Annotated in this window: 16 protein-coding genes and 1 pseudogene; 10 read left to right on the top strand and 7 right to left on the bottom strand. The window is 46.7% G+C overall.

Features of this window, described 5'->3' with window-relative positions:
• Positions 1-11: 11 nt before the first annotated feature.
• From BM329_RS09705 to BM329_RS09715, 3 genes are read right to left on the bottom strand one after another with little or no spacing between them, the layout of a single operon-like run.
• A complete protein-coding gene (locus BM329_RS09705) occupies positions 12-611 on the bottom strand; it encodes a YggT family protein (protein WP_092552292.1) in 600 nt (199 codons plus the stop codon).
• Between the two features lie 32 nt (positions 612-643).
• A complete protein-coding gene (gene proC, locus BM329_RS09710) occupies positions 644-1465 on the bottom strand; it encodes a pyrroline-5-carboxylate reductase (RefSeq protein WP_092552295.1) in 822 nt (273 codons plus the stop codon).
• Positions 1466-1518: 53 nt separating this feature from the next.
• Positions 1519-2214 (bottom strand): YggS family pyridoxal phosphate-dependent enzyme, encoded by a 696-nt coding sequence (locus tag BM329_RS09715; protein ID WP_092552298.1) that lies wholly within the window; start codon positions 2212-2214, stop codon positions 1519-1521.
• 22 nt (positions 2215-2236) lie between these two features.
• On the opposite strand from BM329_RS09715, the gene BM329_RS09720 reads away from it, so the two are divergent.
• Entirely contained in the window at positions 2237-3238 is a 1002-nt protein-coding gene (locus tag BM329_RS09720; protein ID WP_092552301.1) for a type IV pilus twitching motility protein PilT, read from the top strand.
• A gap of 104 nt (positions 3239-3342) precedes the next feature.
• Here the strand turns inward: BM329_RS09720 and ruvX are convergent, their stop codons facing one another.
• Both ruvX and BM329_RS09730 read right to left on the bottom strand, forming a co-directional pair.
• On the bottom strand, positions 3343-3765 hold the full coding sequence (ruvX, locus tag BM329_RS09725; RefSeq protein WP_092552304.1) for a Holliday junction resolvase RuvX: 423 nt from the start codon (positions 3763-3765) through the stop codon (positions 3343-3345).
• Positions 3765-4328, bottom strand: a complete 564-nt coding sequence (locus tag BM329_RS09730; RefSeq protein ID WP_092552306.1) for a YqgE/AlgH family protein — start codon at positions 4326-4328, stop codon at positions 3765-3767. The genes ruvX and BM329_RS09730 overlap by 1 nt, the downstream gene beginning before the upstream one ends.
• Positions 4329-4670: 342 nt before the next feature.
• On the opposite strand from BM329_RS09730, the gene BM329_RS09735 reads away from it, so the two are divergent.
• Genes BM329_RS09735 through BM329_RS09745 form a run of 3 tightly spaced genes read left to right on the top strand, consistent with a single transcriptional unit; the run spans position 4671 to position 7962 of the window.
• Positions 4671-5678, top strand: a complete 1008-nt coding sequence (locus tag BM329_RS09735) for a hypothetical protein (protein WP_092552310.1) — start codon at positions 4671-4673, stop codon at positions 5676-5678.
• Entirely contained in the window at positions 5678-6829 is a 1152-nt protein-coding gene (locus BM329_RS09740) for a BamA/TamA family outer membrane protein (protein WP_092552313.1), read from the top strand. Before BM329_RS09735 ends, BM329_RS09740 begins: the two co-directional genes overlap by 1 nt.
• Entirely contained in the window at positions 6826-7962 is a 1137-nt protein-coding gene (locus tag BM329_RS09745) for a DUF4056 domain-containing protein (protein WP_092552316.1), read from the top strand. Before BM329_RS09740 ends, BM329_RS09745 begins: the two co-directional genes overlap by 4 nt.
• Before the next feature lie 182 nt (positions 7963-8144).
• Here BM329_RS09745 and BM329_RS09750 read toward each other — a convergent pair whose 3' ends face one another.
• Positions 8145-8615, bottom strand: a complete 471-nt coding sequence (locus BM329_RS09750; RefSeq protein WP_092552319.1) for a MarR family winged helix-turn-helix transcriptional regulator — start codon at positions 8613-8615, stop codon at positions 8145-8147.
• A gap of 91 nt (positions 8616-8706) precedes the next feature.
• A pseudogene (locus BM329_RS09755) lies at positions 8707-8946 on the bottom strand (aspartate racemase/maleate isomerase family protein); the annotation flags it as partial.
• A 711-nt stretch (positions 8947-9657) separates the two neighbouring features.
• On the opposite strand from BM329_RS09755, the gene BM329_RS09760 reads away from it, so the two are divergent.
• The 6 genes from BM329_RS09760 to fecE all read left to right on the top strand — a co-directional run bounded on the left by BM329_RS09760 (position 9658) and on the right by fecE (position 17469).
• On the top strand, positions 9658-10932 hold the full coding sequence (locus tag BM329_RS09760) for a bifunctional O-acetylhomoserine aminocarboxypropyltransferase/cysteine synthase (protein ID WP_092552322.1): 1275 nt from the start codon (positions 9658-9660) through the stop codon (positions 10930-10932).
• Positions 10933-11381: 449 nt separating this feature from the next.
• On the top strand, positions 11382-13709 hold the full coding sequence (fecA, locus tag BM329_RS09765) for a TonB-dependent Fe(3+) dicitrate receptor FecA (RefSeq protein WP_092552325.1): 2328 nt from the start codon (positions 11382-11384) through the stop codon (positions 13707-13709).
• Positions 13710-13834: 125 nt separating this feature from the next.
• Positions 13835-14728 carry a Fe(3+) dicitrate ABC transporter substrate-binding protein FecB gene (locus BM329_RS09770; protein ID WP_092552336.1) on the top strand — a complete coding sequence of 298 codons (894 nt, stop codon included), beginning with the start codon at positions 13835-13837 and terminating at the stop codon, positions 14726-14728.
• A gap of 6 nt (positions 14729-14734) precedes the next feature.
• Complete coding sequence (fecC, locus tag BM329_RS09775; protein WP_092552328.1) at positions 14735-15745, top strand: iron-dicitrate ABC transporter permease FecC; 1011 nt, start codon at positions 14735-14737, stop codon at positions 15743-15745.
• Complete coding sequence (gene fecD, locus BM329_RS09780) at positions 15742-16698, top strand: Fe(3+) dicitrate ABC transporter permease subunit FecD (RefSeq protein WP_092552331.1); 957 nt, start codon at positions 15742-15744, stop codon at positions 16696-16698. The genes fecC and fecD overlap by 4 nt, the downstream gene beginning before the upstream one ends.
• Complete coding sequence (gene fecE, locus BM329_RS09785) at positions 16699-17469, top strand: Fe(3+) dicitrate ABC transporter ATP-binding protein FecE (protein WP_092552334.1); 771 nt, start codon at positions 16699-16701, stop codon at positions 17467-17469.
• The last annotated feature ends 122 nt before the right edge of the window (positions 17470-17591 follow it).

Consider the following 17591-nt stretch of genomic DNA (forward strand, 5'->3'; position numbering starts at 1 on the left):
AATTATGTAGCTCATGAACCGAACATTGAAACTAACCATCCCAGCACGTCATAGCGCAGGGCATTCAGTGCATAAAGGATTAACATGACAATCATAGCGGAGAAATCAAGGCCACCCATAGTCGGGATAATCCGGCGGATCGGTGCCATTAACGGCTCGGTCAATTGAATCAAAACGTAATCAACAGGGTTTTTTCCCTGACTGATCCAACTTAATAATGCACGGGCAATGACCAGCCAGAACACTAATTTGCCGATTGTGGTCAGCAGTTCAAGCAGACTGAAAGGAAGAATAAATGATGGCGATATTGCCAGATTCATTGGAATGACAAATATCATCGAAGGTAAGAATTGCCCTGTCATCAGCCACGTAGGGGCCATTATCTTGAAGATAATGAGTAAAAAGGCCAGCAATACGGATGCCGTATCAATGGGGCCAATAGCAGGAATGAACTTACGTAATGGCCTCACCACAGGTTGGGTGACTTTAACGATAAATTGTGCAAATGGGTTATAGAAATCACAACGTGCCCACTGCATCCAGACCCGCAGGAGAAGAACAGAAATATATAAATCTAGAACTGTAAAAAAGATGAAGTTTAAGAATTGCATGTAGCAGCCCTGATTGAATTAACACAATTAAATTAAAATAACTTTTCCATTTCCTGCGCCCGGCGGATTGCTCCCTGCATGGCACGGGATACGATTTCAGGCAGGTTGCCTTCGTAAAAAATGCGCAGTGCTTCAGCCGTTGTACCGCCTTTAGATGTTACCTGCTCACGCAAGACAGCAAAAGGAAGATCTTTTTGCGTTTCAGCAAGTTTAGCTGAACCTATCGCGGCTTGCAGGACAAGCTCTCTGGCAATTTCACTGTTAAATCCGAGACGTTCAGCTTCTTGTTGCATAGATTCCATGAACAGGAAAAAGTAGGCCGGAGCGCTGCCTGCGACAGCGGTAATAGCATTGATGCCGTTTTCATCGTCTACCCAGCAGATTTTACCAACACTGCTCATCAATGATGCTGCAAATTCACGATCAGGCTGAGCAACATGTTCAGGTGCAAATAGTCCGCTGATCCCTTGTCCGACAAGTGAAGGTGTATTTGGCATGATGCGGATGATATTGAGATTATCCTGCAAAAGTGCGTAAAAACGGCTAACCGGAATACCGGCAGCAATAGAAAGAACCAACTTTGGACTGAAATCGACTTGTGGACGCAGAGATTCACACACTTCGGCCATCATTTGTGGTTTAACGGCCAGCACAACGACATCAGCTTCCTGCGCGTAACGAATGTTGTCGCTTTGACTGTGAATACCATATTTTTCTGCCAGCACATCACGACGAGCTGTACTTGGGGAGCAGACCGTGATGAGTTGGGCGGGATAACCTTTTCTGACTAACCCAGCAATAATGGCATGAGCCATATTTCCTGCACCGATAAAGGTAATTTTACGGTTTTCCATTGAACAATCTCGCATATTAATCAGTTAATTTGAGGTATCAATTCCGGCCTAAATTAAGAACGGTATTGACGGGCGCCAAATATTGCCGTTCCAATCCGAACCAGTGTAGAACCACAGGTAATGGCGGCCTCCATATCATCTGTCATACCCATTGAAAGTGTATCGACTGGTGAATACAGCCCTTTCAGTTTGATGAATGCTTGTTCCATTTGGCGAAAAACAGCGAGTTGGTGCTCAAAATCGTTTTCCGGTGCAGGGATTGCCATCAAGCCACGTAATACCAGATTAGGCAGAGAATTAATCTTTGCTGCCAAGTCTATTAACTCTTCTAACAGAATGCCTGATTTACTGTCTTCACCACTGATATTAATCTGGATCAGTACATTGAGCGGTGCCATATTTTCAGGGCGCTGTTCATTTAATCGCTCAGCGATTTTCAATCTATCGATGGTATGACACCAATCGAAATTTTCTGCGACCAGACGACTTTTATTGGACTGCAATGGGCCAATAAAGTGCCAAACCAAATCGTTATGGTTGTCAAGGTGTTGAATTTTCTCAACGCCTTCCTGTACATAATTTTCCCCAAATTCCCGCTGACCAGCGGCTATCGCTTTTGCGATGGCATCCACAGGTTTGGTTTTACTGACTGCAAGCAACGTAATTTCTTCTGGAATACGCCCGCATTTTTGCGCAGTAAGGGCAATGCGGTTCCTGACATCGTGAAGATTTTGTTCAATATTGTTCATAAGTGACTCAGGAGATAAAAAAATGAATATGGAAAAATTGGTGGCTCTTAGTGTAAAGCATAATGCTTCCGATCTGCATCTTTGTGTGGGGCAAGTTCCGGTTTTGCGCATCAATGGTGGGTTATATCCACAGATACAATTGGATGAAATTCAATTGGATGCTCTTGAGGAATGGAGCAAAGAAATATTATCGGATGTGCAAAAACAGCAATTACAAGAGCATGGTCATGTCGATTTTGTTCTGGTAATGCCGGATGAACAACGGCTCAGGGGAAATTTGTTCTATCAGCAGTCTCATTTGTCATTGGTGTTGAGATTGATTACAGATAAATGCCCGACTCTGGAGCAATTATATGCACCTGATATCATCCAACATCTTATCTTGCAGGAAGTGAGTGGGCTGATATTAGTGACAGGTGCGACAGGAAGCGGGAAATCTACGACTTTGTCAGCCATGATTGATGCTTTTAATAGCCGCGGAAGTAAACATATCATTACCCTGGAAGACCCAATAGAATTCGTGCATCAAAGCCGGAATTGCCTGATACAGCAGCGGCAGATTGGTAAAGATGTGCCGGATTACCAAACAGCCCTGAAAGGTGCATTACGGCAAGATCCTGATGTGATTTTACTGGGGGAGTTACGTGATAAAGAGACAATCCGGTTGGCTCTGACGGCGGCTGAAACGGGGCATTTAGTTTTATCAACATTACATACCCGTGGTGCGATTCAGGCGATAGATCGCCTAGTTGATGTCTTTCCCGCGGAAGAAAAAGGCTGGATTTGCAGCCAATTGGCGGGAAGTTTAAAAGCGGTTGTTTCTCAACAGCTGATCCCAGCCAAAGACGGCGGCAGGGTGGCTATCCATGAAATTTTAGTCGTTAATCAGGCCATCAGCCATTTGATCAGGGAAGGTAAAAACCATCAGATAGCAACATTAATGCAGACTGGCGCCGCCTGTGGTATGCAAACTTACGAACAAAGCCGACAACAGCGTAAGACATCGGGATTACTGGCAGAATAGGGGTTAACAATTGTTTTTGCAGTAACAGCTATTTTTCATAATGAATATGGCCATTACAAACATGAAAATAGTATCGTTATCGATGTTGTTTCTACAGGAGTTTGTCAGGAATACTGTTGCTCAAACCAGCTTTCCAGAATGATGACAGCAGAAGCAGCATCGACTTTACCTTTATTGAGTGCCTTGTAGCCACCATGATCAAATAGGTGGGAACGAGCTTCGATAGTAGTCAACCGTTCATCATGAAGTTCAACCTGAACACCAAAACGCCCATGCAGGCGATTGGCAAATTTACGGGCTTGTGCAGTGACAGGTTGCTCAGTGCCATCCATATTGAGTGGCAGACCAACAATAACCAGATCGGGCAGCCACTCTTTGAGCAGTTTATCAATCAGTTGCCAATTTGGGGAGCCTTCGTTGGCTTTAAAAGCAGATAGTGCTCTGGCTGTACCTGTAACTTCTTGCCCAATGGCGGCACCAATACTGCGAGTACCAAAATCGAAGGCAATGATAGTGCGGTTTTTCATCAGGCATGTCCTGCTTGTGAAGCGAGATTATAAATATTGATCCCCAGTAAAGCCGCAGCTTCATGCCAGCGATCGGCAATAGGTGTATTGAAAATGATAGAGGGTTCTGAGCTGACAGTCAGCCAGCTATTTTCCATAATCTCTTTTTCCAATTGCCCTGTTTCCCAACTTGCATAGCCGAGGGTCATCAAAATATCTTTCGGTTGGCGCGGCGTCCCCAGTGCTTCCAGCATATCTTTGGATGTCGTGATCATGGTTTGATCAGAGATTTGAATACTGGAACTAAAACCTGATTGCGGTGTATGCAGAATGAAACCGTGTTCTTCAGACAACGGCCCACCTGCCATTACAGGTTTATTGAGATTGATAGTATCGTCTCTGTCTTCAGGGGAAATATCTAACTTCTGTAAGATACTTTCGATAGAAACTTGGGCGATTGGTCTGTTAATAACTAATCCCATTGCCCCGTTTTGATCATGTTCGCAGATATAAACTACAGAACGATTGAAATAAGGATCAGAGAGCGAAGGCATGGCAATAAGGAAATGGTGCTGTAGGTTCATGTGTTTTCTGATAATTATTTTGGCAATGTAAAAGTAAGTTAGCCCAGCAGTATGTGGGAAAAGCGTAGCCCTTTATACAAGGAGTACGCTTGGTTTTCAATGGATTAAAAACTCATTAATAATTACAGCTAAAAATGATTAGATTTATTAACATATAAGAGAGAGGAAACTCATTTTATTTGGTAATAAAACAAACGAAAACTCCAAATTGTGCAAAAAATTGCCTCCGAGCATAATTCGTTAATGATTGCCAAAAACAGCTATGCTAATCTACGCCGCCTTTTATCCCCTTATTGTTGATTTGGTAGACAATTTATTTGTCAATAGGAAGCGAGTTAATTTATGAACTTAACTAACACCAGCAAATTGTTAGCTGCCACCTTATGTTTTACAGCTTTATACAGCTATGCAGATAGTGATCGCCCGCTTTTCTCATTGACCATGACAGAATCAGGCGTACCGCAAACCAACAATGACGGTAGCTTATCCCGTTCTGCCAAATCTGAATCGCGTATTCTGCCAATTTGGGGCGATAAAGCACGGGAGAAAGGCTACGATCTGCCTGAGCCGTTTGGTGCTAGTTATAGTTATATGAATATGCGGCAGGATATTGTCGTAGATAGCATTAAGTTTCAATTCACTAACACTGACCCACAGTTAAAGGAACTTTTAGAAAAAGCACTCACTGTTAATGCTGGCAAGACTCGCCAAAAAAGTGAAACCCATATGCTTAAGATTGATTCATGGGTATTTCCCTTCCTGAATGTTTATGGTGTCTATGGAAAAACCAAAGGTAAGTCCAACACAAATATAGATAATATTGCCTTTTTAACAGATACGCATTATATGCAAAATATTCCTTTCGAACTGAATTTCAAAGGAAAAACTTTTGGTGGTGGAGCAACCCTTGCGGCTGGCTATAATCAATTTTTTGCCACATTAGATGCTAATTATACCCGCACTAATCTGGATATTTTAGATGGTAATATTAGTGCTTTTGTTCTGACACCTCGTCTTGGTTACGAATTTGTATTTAACCCATTAATTGCAGGTCAAGGTAATACCAAAGTTCAGGTGTGGGTAGGCGCTATGTATCAAGATATTACTCAACGCTTTAAAGGTGATGTAAGTAAACTCAGCCTACCATCTGATTTAAATGGCGCATTTAATATTTTAAAGTCTATAAGTCCTGATACAGACATCAAATTCGATGTCAAACAACACCTTGCCCATAAATGGAACAATACCGTTGGCGCACGTTTCGAAGTTACCCGTAATTTCAACGTAATCTCCGAAGTTGGCTTTGGAAACCGAAATACCTTCTTTATTTCCGGTGAGTTTCGTTTTTAATGTTTGGTTTTGCAACTTTCAAAAGGCTGGTGATTTCCAGCTTCTTTATTTTTACTGTTTCAGCCGCGCACGCTGATATCCTGCCAGAACGGCAAAAAATTGATGGCTGGTTAAATGAATTAGGCGGCAGTAACTCTTTTGACGCCCGCAAGAAAATTGATTGGGGTGTATTGCCCGGTCCTTTCTACACCCCTGAAATGGGTATAGGAATTGGGGTTGCCGTGGTGGGTTTATATCGTCCTGATAGCTCAGATCATATCAGCCAGACTTCTTCTCTGGGACTTAGTGGGTTCGGCTCTTCTACCGGGGCGTTTGGCCTGAACTTTACCCATTACAATTTTCTTGCCAATGACCAATGGCGGTTCTTTGTTTCCGGTACAGTAAATGACACCCCGACCTACTATTGGGGCAACGGCTATGACGCGGGTAGGGATAAAGGGAATAAAGAGAAATACAACTCTCAGGTATTTGATATCCGTCCCCGCCTGCTCTATCGCGTCGCTGATGCCATTTATATGGGGTCAGGCTGGAATTTCTCATCCGTCAACGCCAGTGATCCGGATGCCGGTGCAAAACGGTATTTTGAACAATCCGTCGGCGGGCGTTCAGTTGTCAGTTCCGGTGTCAGTGCCCACTTCAGTTACGATACGCGGGATTTCTTGCCCAATGCACAACACGGTCAGGTATTTGAGATCGTTTATACTTATTTTTCCCCGGAATTCGGGGGAGACCACCGTTTCCAAACCACGCAGTTCCAGTTTTCAACCTACCACCCATTATCCGATAAGACTGTACTGGCCTTTGATAACTATGCCCGTTTCAGTGTCGGTGATGTTCCGTGGAATCAATTATCGTTACTCGGGAATAGTCAGCGGATGCGCGGGTACTATGAAGGTCGCTATCGTGACAACAATATCTTCACGACACAACTGGAGCTAAGGCACAAACTTGATTGGCGTCATGGTATAGTCGGTTGGATAGGTACAGGCACACTGGGTGATTCACCTGCAAAATTGGGAACAAAGCATTGGTTCCCTTCTGTTGGTGTTGGCTATCGTTTTGAGTTTAAGCCACGTATGAATGTCAGATTAGATTTTGGAGTTGGTAACGGCAGCACAGGGTTTTACTTTCAGATCGGGGAAGCGTTTTGAGATTATTAGTCACACTGTGCCTTAGTTTTCTGTTGATAGCATGCCAAAGTAAACCAGAATCTGTTAACCCCGTAAGACCTGTTCTGACCAGTGACACCCATGAACAATCGCTGGAAAATTGGCCTGCGCTGCCTCCGATTAAACCTCCAGAAGGTTTAAGGGCCTGCTGTGTTTTCGGTTATAACCTCAAAGTCCAGCTATGGAATATCCCGATCCCTTTCTATGGTATTGATAACATTATTGAAGCCGGGAAATTGGGTAAACATCACTACAATGACAGTGTGTTTGGCGCAAGCGCGGCGTTGTTGGGGATAAGCAATGAAGAAATCGGGTTGCTTTATACTCATCAGGGCGGATTTATTGATATTTCCCATGTGAGGGATACTGCGGATTATACGCTCTATTTATTCAGCCAAATTTATGCCCGTCTCGGCGAAGAGTGGGAATTAAGCCTGAATAATGAACTTGCCGCACGCAAAATTCACTTTTTTGCGTTTACTCTGCCGGAAGATCCTGCGAAACATTATACTTTGAGCGCCTATTTAGCCACTAAGCTGGCTTTTCAGCTTGCAGTCTGGCATGAAATTGCACAATGGTACGGCTATCAATCCGTTCCCGGGTTTCCAGAAGGGGTTTCTGCTTTTTCCCCGGAAGATCTCTATTCAAATTTGCTGGGCGCACGGTTGGCACTCACGCTGATTTTGGAAGGTCATGCCTCTTCTGTGTCTCAGTTTTCGGCTGCAATGGCGAAGATCTTGCCAATAGCTTTACGTGAGCTAGGGGATTATTCTAAGTCAGGCACAAAAGAGATGTTTGATAGTGTGGATGGCTTATGGTGGAACAGTTATCAACGTATCCCCGAGAAGTTTTTAGTACTGCAACGGAATTATGATACCCAAGACAATCGCTATCCATTAATGCCATCAGGTCAAGAAGACTTTGCTTTGCGTTTATCCCTCCCTGAGTGTTATCAGCATTTTTCATTGGATAAGCTGGCTGAGTTCCGCTTATTACCAACCAATAAGATGAGAAATTTATCTGTTCCAATGCAATATTGGACAGTGAAAGATTTCAAAATGCTGGCAGAAAATGCCCGATATGAAGACAATCAGCAGAATTTATTGATTAAATAAGTAATACACCTAATTGAAAGATGTATACACTTCGTCTTTCAAACTGCCTCTTTGTTGGCTGTGCTCGCTCACCCCGGTCACATAGTTTATCTATGCTCCCGGGGATTTGCTCTCTTGCCGTCGCGATGCAACTTGAAATCCATTGTGTATATTCCTAAATTCTAATCCTATTATTGATATAATTACTTATCCAATCTTCCCAATATCCGGCGTATCGGTGTATGCCGCTTGATCAGTTCTTGCAGAACTTCTTTCAATAACTGACTTTTGCGATTACCCAATGGCTCCAGCACACTTTTTTCATGAAATTCAGCCTCAGTGAGTAATTCCTCTACTACTTTTTGCCCCGTTTCAGTCAAGCGTACTAATGTAATACGGCGATCACCTCCACCATTGGAAAAACGTGCAATATATCCCTGTGATTCCAGACGCTGTAAAACGCGGGTGATTGTCGGCTGTTTACTGACCGTTTTTTGTGCCAAAAAACTAATGCTGATCGGTCCACTCCCCGCCAGCGTTGATAATACTCGCCACTCCAGCACAGACAGCCCCTGCGCTTCAACAATGTCATGAAATTCAGACGAAACCAACATCCATGCCTGACCAAGCAAGGCCGGCAAGTAATTGTCAACAAACACTTTTGAATCTGGCATAAGTTGAACAACCCTTTTTATCTTAGGAAGGTTTTTGTCTTCCGATTCTAAAAGGTTAATCCGCGAAAAACACGCCACAACGGTTATCTAATCAATATTTTCCTGATAACAGTGAGCCAAATCCCGGAACGTATGTATCCAGCCCAAGCTGTTTCAATATCATGTAGGTTGTCGCAACAGATGAGGAAATAACCGGCAATCCCACACGGTCTTCTATCAGGGATACTGAAGCTAAAGAAGGCATTTGTACGCAAGCAGAAGCCACAATAAGATTCACATTGCTGTTCAATCGCTTGGTAATCTCCAGCGAGACAAGAGGATCTCTGGTCCCGGTACTTCAATGGCAGCTTTGCATAATTTTTCAAACCACCTGCTGCCATTCTGTGCAGATATGTGATGAAGATTTGAGAGGAAATAATAAATTATCCAAAAAGAGAATTCATAACCCAAAACCAGTGAATTTTTTAATGTTCACTCAGAACAGATAAATGATTATATTATGGATAAAATATAAATAAAAAATTAATAAATATAGATTTCAGTATATCGGGCTTTCAGTTTAAAACTGATAACCTATGCCGACATTAAAACCATTAATACTGAGGTTATCACCACCATATTTTCCTGATGAACCGTCATAACCAGCATATACCCGTCATCTTTCAAGTCGCAGCTTTGCTCTTTGTTGGCTGCAACTTGAAATCCATTGTGTATAGTACATGCAAAATAAAATTAACTTTTGTTTCAATCTGATATCAAATTGATATATATTAATATTTATTTTTGATATTGCTCTGTTATATTGTTATTTTGTAAATTAGGTGCAAATTTTGTTCTGATTTAGTAAGTTAACAATAAAATAGGACATAATAATGATATTTATCTTTTATAGATAAAATAATCAATTAATAGTAACAATATCGAAATAAATTGATTCACTCTTCAATTCAATAAAGGAATTCCAGATCAATCGAAACAAGTGCACCAGTATTTTTGATTGTCAGTCTCGAGAGTAAATATCACTTAACTAAAGGAAATGACAATGAAATTAGAAACCTTATCTATCCATGCCGGTTATTCACCTGATCCTAAAACTAAATCAGTTGCTGTCCCGATTTACCAAACAACTTCCTACGCTTTCGATGATTCCCAGCATGGTGCTGATCTCTTTGGTTTAAAAGTTGAGGGTAACATTTACACTCGCATAACAAATCCAACCAATGAAGTATTGGAAAAACGTGTCGCTGCTCTGGAAGGAGGCATTGGTGCACTTGCCGTTGCTTCTGGCATGGCGGCAGTTACCTACGCAATCCAGACTATCGCCACTATGGGAGATAATATTGTCTCCATAGCAAAGTTATATGGGGGAACACATAACTTAATGGCGCATACTTTCCCGAGTATCGGGATTGAAACTCGTTTTGTAGAGCATGACGATATTGAAGCCATTGAAGCGATGATCGATGAAAAAACCAAGGCAGTATTTTGCGAATCAATCACAAACCCCAGTGGAAATATTGTTGATATTCAAGCAATGGCGGAAGTCGCCCATCGCCACGGTCTTCCTCTTATTGTCGATAACACCGTTGCAACGCCTTACCTATGCCGTCCGTTTGAACATGGCGCAGATATTATCATCCACTCCCTGACTAAATATATCGGCGGTCATGGTACTTCTATTGGCGGGATGATTGTTGATTCAGGTAAATTCCCTTGGGCGGAACATAAAGATCGCTTTACGATTTTAAACACGCCGGATGCTTCATATCACGGAATAAACTACACCGAACACTTTGGTGCAGCGGCCTTTATTGCCCGTTGCCGTGTTGGACCACTGCGTAGCATGGGTGCAGCATTGTCTCCTTTTAATGCTTTCTTGATCTTGCAGGGTCTCGAAACACTGGCACTTCGCATGGAGCGACATACAGAAAATGCCTTGAAAACTGCCCAATATTTAGAACAACACCCTCAGGTATCATGGGTTAAATATGCAGGGTTATCTACACACCCAGAACATAGTTTGGCTGTTCGTTATATGGGCGGAAAGCCAGCTTCTATTTTGTCCTTTGGTATCAAGGGAGGAAAAGAATCAGGTATACGCTTTATTGATGCCCTGCAATTAATTGTACGACTGGTCAATATCGGTGATGCTAAATCTCTGGCATGTCACCCAGCATCAACCACCCACAGTCAGCTAAGCGATAAAGAAATGGCAGATGCTGGTGTATCACAGGATTTAATCCGCCTATCCATTGGGCTTGAGCACAGCGATGATATTATTGCTGATCTTGCACAGGCATTGGATGCAGCAAAATAGAGTTATAATAACTTAATTAACAACTTACCCAATAAATTTCAAGTCTCGGCTTTGTTGGCCGCACTCACTTACCCCGGTCACATAGTTATCTATGCTCCCGGGGATTTGCTCTCTTGCCGTCGCGATGCAACTTGAAATCCATTGTGTATACCCGTCGTCTTTCAAGTTGCAGCTTTGTTGGCTGCGCTCACTCACCCCTGTCACATAGTTATCTATGCTCCTGGGGGGTCATTCCCTTGCCGTCGTGCTGCATCTTGAAATCCATTGGGTATATATATCCATAACGACTCTCTTTCATTTTTATTTTATTGTAATGATAACCATTCTCATATTAATATGGCTGCGTGATAATTAACTTATAATACATTTAGCCATGTCTGAGCATACTGCCACTACACCCTGCTCATTCGACTTCATATATGGATACAAAAAATGATGATGGAGATGGTATGACCCCTTTATGCGTTTTTCATAAAACAACACCTTTGATTACGGCTATTCGCCTGAGCCTGCTACCGCTGGTTGGCCTAAGCTCCCTGTCTGCATTCGCTGCACAGTATGACATCGCAGCCGGCGATCTGGACAAAGCACTCAATCAGTATGCAGCGCGCAGCGGGATCACGTTGTCGGTGGATGCCAGCCTGACGCGCGGTAAACAGAGCAACGGGCTGTACGGCGACTACGACGTGGAAACGGGCCTGAAGGCGCTGCTCGCTGGTAGCAAATTACAGCTCAAGTCGCTTGGTAATAATAGCTGGACGCTGGAAACAGCTCCGATCTCCCAAGCGGATACGCTCGTCGTGGTGGGCGACTGGCTGGGTAACGCACGTGAAAACGATGTGTACGAACATGCCGGCGCACGTGATGTGATCAACCGTGAAGATTTCTCCAAAACGGGTGCCACTACCATGCGTGACGTGTTAAATCGTATTCCGGGTGTCAGCGCGCCGGAAAACAATGGTACTGGCAGTCACGATCTGGCGATGAGCTTCGGTATTCGTGGACTCAATCCACGCCTTGCCAGCCGCTCAACTGTATTAATGGATGGTATTCCGGTTCCATTTGCGCCTTATGGTCAGCCGCAGCTCTCGCTTGCCCCCTTATCTCTGGGCAACATGAACGCAGTAGACGTGGTGCGCGGTGGCGGCGCGGTGCGTTACGGGCCGCAAAGTGTGGGAGGGGTGGTTAACTTTGTCACCCGCGCTATCCCGCAGGGATTTGGCATTGAAGCCGGCGTCGAAGGCCAGTTGAGTCAGGTTTCTTCACAAGACAATCCGAAGGAGACGCACAACCTGATGGTGGGCGGTACGATGGATAACGGTTTTGGCTCAGCGTTGCTTTACTCTGGATCCCGTGGCAGCGACTGGCGCGAGCACAGCGCCACCCGCATTGATGATGTTATGCTGAAAAGCAAATATGCGCCCAACGACGTGCATACTTTTAATAGTCTGCTTCAATACTATGATGGCGAAGCCGATATGCCTGGCGGTCTGTCACGTGCGAATTACGATGCCGATCGCTGGCAATCCACCCGCCCGTATGACCGCTTCTGGGGCCGTCGTCAGCTTGCAAGCCTCGGCTATCAATATCAGCCGGGCAATCAGCACAAATTCAATATTCAGGGCTTCTACACCCGCACGTTGCGCAGCGGCTATCTGGAGCAGGGAAAACGCATCACCCTTTCCCCACGCTACTACTGGGTGCGTGGTATTGAGCCTCGCTACAGCCAGAGCTTTATGATGGGCTCATCCGCGCATGAAGTGGGAATAGGTTATCGCTATGTTAATGAATCAACTCATGAAATGCGTTACTACACTGCAACAACCAGTGGTCAGTTGCCCTCAACGTCCAGCCCGTACGACCGCGATACGCGTTCAGTTACCGAGGCTCACGCCTGGTATATTGATGATAAAATCGATATCGGCAACTGGACTATCACACCCGGTATGCGTTTCGAACATATCGATTCATACCAGAACAACAACCTGAAGCATAAGCATAATGAAGTGAGATATAACGCGCCGCTCCCCGCGCTGAATGTGCTCTATCACGTGACTGGCAACTGGAATATTTATGCCAACACAGAAGGCTCCTTTGGCACCGTCCAGTACAGCCAAATTGGCAAGGCTGTGAAAAGCGGCAGTGTGGAACCAGAAAAAGCGCGAACCTGGGAAGTCGGCACCCGATACGACGACGGCGCTCTGACTGCGGAAATGGGGCTGTTCCTGATTAACTTCAATAATCAGTACAGCTCCAACCAGACCAACGACACGGTGACCGCACGTGGTAAAACCCGTCACACCGGGCTGGAAACCCAGATGCGGTACGATCTTGGCGATCTGATGCCAACGCTGAAAAACCTCTCCGCCTATGCAAGCTATGCGTATGTAAATGCAGAGATCCGCGAAAGTGGCGACACCTACGGAAATCAGGTACCGTTCTCACCAAAACACAAAGGTACTTTTGGGGTGGACTACAAACCGGGCAACTGGACGTTCAACCTGAACAGTGATTTCCAATCCAGCCAGTTTGCGGATAACGCCAATACCGTTACAGAGAGCGCCGATGGCAGCACTGGCCGTATTCCTGACTATATGCTGTGGGGTGCGCGCGTATCGTATGACTTCGGACCGGAAATGGCCAATCTGAATCTGGCGTTCGGTGTGAAGAACATCTTCGACCGTGAGTACTATACCCGCTCTTATGACGACAACAACAAAGGTATCTATGCCGGACAGCCCCGCACGCTGTATATGCAGGGTTCCGTGAAGTTTTAATTGTTAATGCCCGGCGCTTTTGCAGCGCCGGGTAAGCGCAATGTCATCTGGTCTACAGGATCTGTGTGTATCGAAAACCTTGTGTATTTGAAAACATTGTGTATTGAAAACATTGTGGAGTGAATATTTTGCCTTTTATTCGCATTTTTTTCGCAAGTCTGTTTGTGTTCGCAAGCCAGTCCCTTGCTGCTACTGTTCAGGATGAGCATGGCACTTTTACACTCAATAAAACACCGCAACGCATCGTGGTGCTGGAACTGTCGTTCGCCGATGCGTTGGCGGCGGTGGACCTCAGTCCGGTGGGGATCGCTGACGACAACGATCCGAATCGCATTCTGGCGGATGTGCGCGCCCATTTGAAATCCTGGCAATCGGTCGGAACGCGCGCGCAGCCTAGCCTTGAAGCCATCAGCGCCCTGAAACCTGATCTGATTATCGCCGACAGCAGCCGTCATGCAGGTATCTATACCACATTGCAGGAAATTGCCCCGGTTCTGTTGCTCAAATCACGCAATGAAACATACAAAGAAAACCTGCAATCGGCAGCAATTATTGGCGAAGTAGTAGGAAAAATCGCGGAAATGCAGACGCGACTCAAACTGCACAGCGAGCGGATGGCAAAGTGGGCGAGCCTGCTGCCTGAAGGTACAAGTGTGGCATTCGGCACGTCACGTGAACAACAATTCAATCTGCACACCAGCGGAACATATACCGGCGAAGTGCTGACAGCGCTCGGACTGAAGGTTCCCACGCCCGCCGGTCAGACATCGATGCCGTCAATAAACCTTGAGCAACTGTTGTCGATCAACCCGTCATGGCTACTGGTGGCACATTATCGTCAGGAGAGCATTGTGAAACGCTGGCAGCAGGACACGCTGTGGCAAATTCTTACGGCCGCGCAAAAACAGCAAGTCGCGGTGGTCAACAGCAATGCCTGGGCGCGGATGCGTGGGATTTTCGCGGCAGAGCGCATTGCCAGCGATACAGTAAAGATCTTTCACCATCAGATGCATTACTGATACGAAATGAAGCGTATTCAACACCCGGCGCTGTTGTGGGGGATCCCTGCTGCGGCGCTTATTGCTATTTTCTGGCTGAGTCTGTTTTGCTACTCAGCCCTTCCTATTTCTGCGTTTGATGCGCTGCACGCGCTGGTGCCGGGGCACAGGCCAACATTGCCCGAAGCATTGCCCGAAGCACTGGTGCAAAACTTGCGTCTGCCGAGAACCCTGCTCGCCCTTGCCATTGGTGCAAGTCTGGCACTCTCGGGGGCGTTGCTGCAAACCCTCACCCATAACCCGTTGTCCTCGCCTTCTTTGCTTGGCATCAATAGCGGTGCAGCGCTGGCTATGTCGCTGACCAGTGCACTCAGCCCATCACTGATCGAGGGTTTTTCCATCGCATTTATTGCCGCCTGTGGTGGTGGCGTAAGCTGGCTGCTGGTGATGGCGGCGGGTGGCGGTTTCCGGCAAGAACAGGATCGCAACAAGCTGATCCTCGCCGGTATCGCGCTTTCAGCGCTCTGCATGGCGCTGACCCGCATCACGCTGCTGCTGGCAGAAGATCATGCGTATGGCACTCTTTACTGGCTGGCAGGCGGTGTCTCACATGCACGCTGGCAGGAGTTCTGGCAACTTTTCCCGATAGTCGTGCTGACAACGCCCATCGTACTGCTGCTGGCCAACCAGCTTAATCTGCTTAACGTCAGCGACAGCACCGCCCACACACTTGGCGTAAACCTGCCGCGTCTGCGACTGGGGATTAATGCGCTGGTGCTTTTGCTGGTGGGTGCCTGCGTCAGCGTTGCTGGTCCCATCGCATTTATTGGTCTGTTGATACCGCATCTGGCACGGTTCTGGATTGGCTACAACCAGCGCAACGTACTGCCTATGAGTATGCTGTTGGGCGCGACGCTGATGCTACTGGCCGATATACTCGCCCGTGCTCTGGCCTTCCCCGGTGAGCTGCCTGCGGGCGCAGTGCTGGCACTGCTCGGTGCACCCTGCTTTGTCTGGCTGGTGAGGAAACGCGGATGAAAATCGTGTTTCTAATCTGTATCACCCTGGTGCTGGCGTTCTGTTCCCTATTGTCGCTCAGGATGGGGGCTACCCCACTGCCGTGGCACGCGCTCCTGACGGACTGGCGCAGTGGCAGTGAACACGATTACTTACTGATGTTGTATCGCCTGCCACGGCTTTTGCTGGCGCTGTTTGTTGGCTCGGCGCTCGCTGTTTCTGGCGTACTGGTGCAGGGCATCGTACGCAATCCACTGGCTTCGCCGGATATTCTCGGTGTAAACCACGCCGCCAGTCTGGCGACGGTCGGCGCGCTGCTTCTGCTGCCTTCGCTGTCGGTTATCTGGCTACCGTTGCTGGCATCTGCCGGCGGTATGGCCGCGCTGGTGCTGCTACGTGCGTTGGTGAATACCTCGTTTCCCATGCGTTTTGCGTTGACGGGTGTAGCCCTTTCCGCCTGCTGGGCAAGTATAACCGATTACCTGATGCTTTCCCGTCCGCAGGATGTAAACAACGCTCTGTTGTGGCTGACGGGCAGTTTATGGGGGCGGGGGTGGACTTTTGTTGCGGTGGCAGTACCACTGCTGGCTGTCTTAATTCCGCTGAGCCTGTGTTTTTGTCGCGACCTCGATCTGCTGGCGCTAGGCGATGCGCGAGCCGGAACGCTCGGCATTGCGGTTCCGCGCGTGCAGCTTTGGGGGCTGATACTGGCGGTAGCACTCGCGGCGACCGGCGTCGCCGTATGTGGCCCTATCAGTTTTATTAGTCTGGTGGTTCCTCATATGGTGCGAAAAATCACGGGCGGACGTCACCACTGGCTACTGCCCGTTTCCGCGCTGACAGGTGCGTTGCTGCTGGTCGTCGCGGATTTACTGGCACGAACAATTCATCCGCCTCTGGAATTGCCGGCAGGTGTGCTGACCGCAATCATTGGCGCACCGTGGTTTGTATGGCTGCTTGTGAGAATGCGTTAAATGAAATTACATATAGATAATCTGACCATCGGGTATAATAACCGCCCTGTTCTGGATGCACTGTCACTCGTCCTGCCGCCTGGAAAAATCACCGCACTTTTAGGCCCTAACGGTTGTGGTAAATCGACGCTATTGAAGTGTATTTCTCGGCAGTTAGCGACGAAACCCGGGACTATACTGCTTAACAATCAACCTATTACAACGTTTTCATCCCGCCAACTCTCACGCTGCATTGCTTTATTGCCTCAACATCATCTGACACCGGAAGGCATTACCGTTCGGGAGCTGGTCTCTTATGGCCGCAGCCCGTGGCTGTCACTATGGGGACGTCTCTCTGTAGAGGATAAAATGCGAGTGGAAGTTGCGATGGAAAAAACCGATATGGAACATATGGCACAATGGCGGTTAACCGATCTCTCTGGCGGTCAGCGCCAGCGGGCGTTTCTGGCGATGATGCTGGCGCAGGATACACCTGTGGTGTTATTGGATGAGCCTACCACTTATCTTGATATCAACCATCAGGTTGAGTTAATGAGACTTATGGGCGAACTAAAAACGCAGGGGAAAACGGTTGTGGCAGTTCTGCATGATCTTAATCAGGCCAGCCGCTGGTGTGATCATTTGGTGGTGCTGGCGGACGGCAAAGTGATGGCACAGGGAACGCCGGAAGTGGTCATACAACCAGAACTACTCAGAACCGTGTTTAGCGTAGAAGCTGAAATTCACCCAGAGCCGGTGTCGGGCAGGCCAATGTGCGTGGTGGTTGGTTGATCTTCTGGGGAAGCAATCTGATTATGGGTGACTTCTCACCGCCCTATCGGGCGATGCTTCTTATTTCGTTAGCCGTTGCTCGATAGTATCGAGACTGACGCAGCTTCCATAAGCAGAGACGA

The organism is Xenorhabdus koppenhoeferi (assembly GCF_900116635.1).
GTDB classification, from domain to species: domain Bacteria; phylum Pseudomonadota; class Gammaproteobacteria; order Enterobacterales; family Enterobacteriaceae; genus Xenorhabdus; species Xenorhabdus koppenhoeferi.

Excerpts from the sequence above, each read along its gene's own strand:
- BM329_RS09705 (WP_092552292.1), bottom strand. The coding sequence starts at position 611 with ATGCAATTCTTAAACTTCATCTTTTTTACAGTTCTAGATTTATATATT.
- proC (WP_092552295.1), bottom strand. The coding sequence starts at position 1,465 with ATGGAAAACCGTAAAATTACCTTTATCGGTGCAGGAAATATGGCTCAT.
- BM329_RS09715 (WP_092552298.1), bottom strand. The coding sequence starts at position 2,214 with ATGAACAATATTGAACAAAATCTTCACGATGTCAGGAACCGCATTGCC.
- BM329_RS09720 (WP_092552301.1), top strand. The coding sequence starts at position 2,237 with ATGAATATGGAAAAATTGGTGGCTCTTAGTGTAAAGCATAATGCTTCC.
- ruvX (WP_092552304.1), bottom strand. The coding sequence starts at position 3,765 with ATGAAAAACCGCACTATCATTGCCTTCGATTTTGGTACTCGCAGTATT.
- BM329_RS09730 (WP_092552306.1), bottom strand. The coding sequence starts at position 4,328 with ATGAACCTACAGCACCATTTCCTTATTGCCATGCCTTCGCTCTCTGAT.
- BM329_RS09735 (WP_092552310.1), top strand. The coding sequence starts at position 4,671 with ATGAACTTAACTAACACCAGCAAATTGTTAGCTGCCACCTTATGTTTT.
- BM329_RS09740 (WP_092552313.1), top strand. The coding sequence starts at position 5,678 with ATGTTTGGTTTTGCAACTTTCAAAAGGCTGGTGATTTCCAGCTTCTTT.
- BM329_RS09750 (WP_092552319.1), bottom strand. The coding sequence starts at position 8,615 with ATGCCAGATTCAAAAGTGTTTGTTGACAATTACTTGCCGGCCTTGCTT.
- BM329_RS09760 (WP_092552322.1), top strand. The coding sequence starts at position 9,658 with ATGAAATTAGAAACCTTATCTATCCATGCCGGTTATTCACCTGATCCT.
- fecA (WP_092552325.1), top strand. The coding sequence starts at position 11,382 with ATGACCCCTTTATGCGTTTTTCATAAAACAACACCTTTGATTACGGCT.
- fecC (WP_092552328.1), top strand. The coding sequence starts at position 14,735 with ATGAAGCGTATTCAACACCCGGCGCTGTTGTGGGGGATCCCTGCTGCG.
- fecD (WP_092552331.1), top strand. The coding sequence starts at position 15,742 with ATGAAAATCGTGTTTCTAATCTGTATCACCCTGGTGCTGGCGTTCTGT.
- fecE (WP_092552334.1), top strand. The coding sequence starts at position 16,699 with ATGAAATTACATATAGATAATCTGACCATCGGGTATAATAACCGCCCT.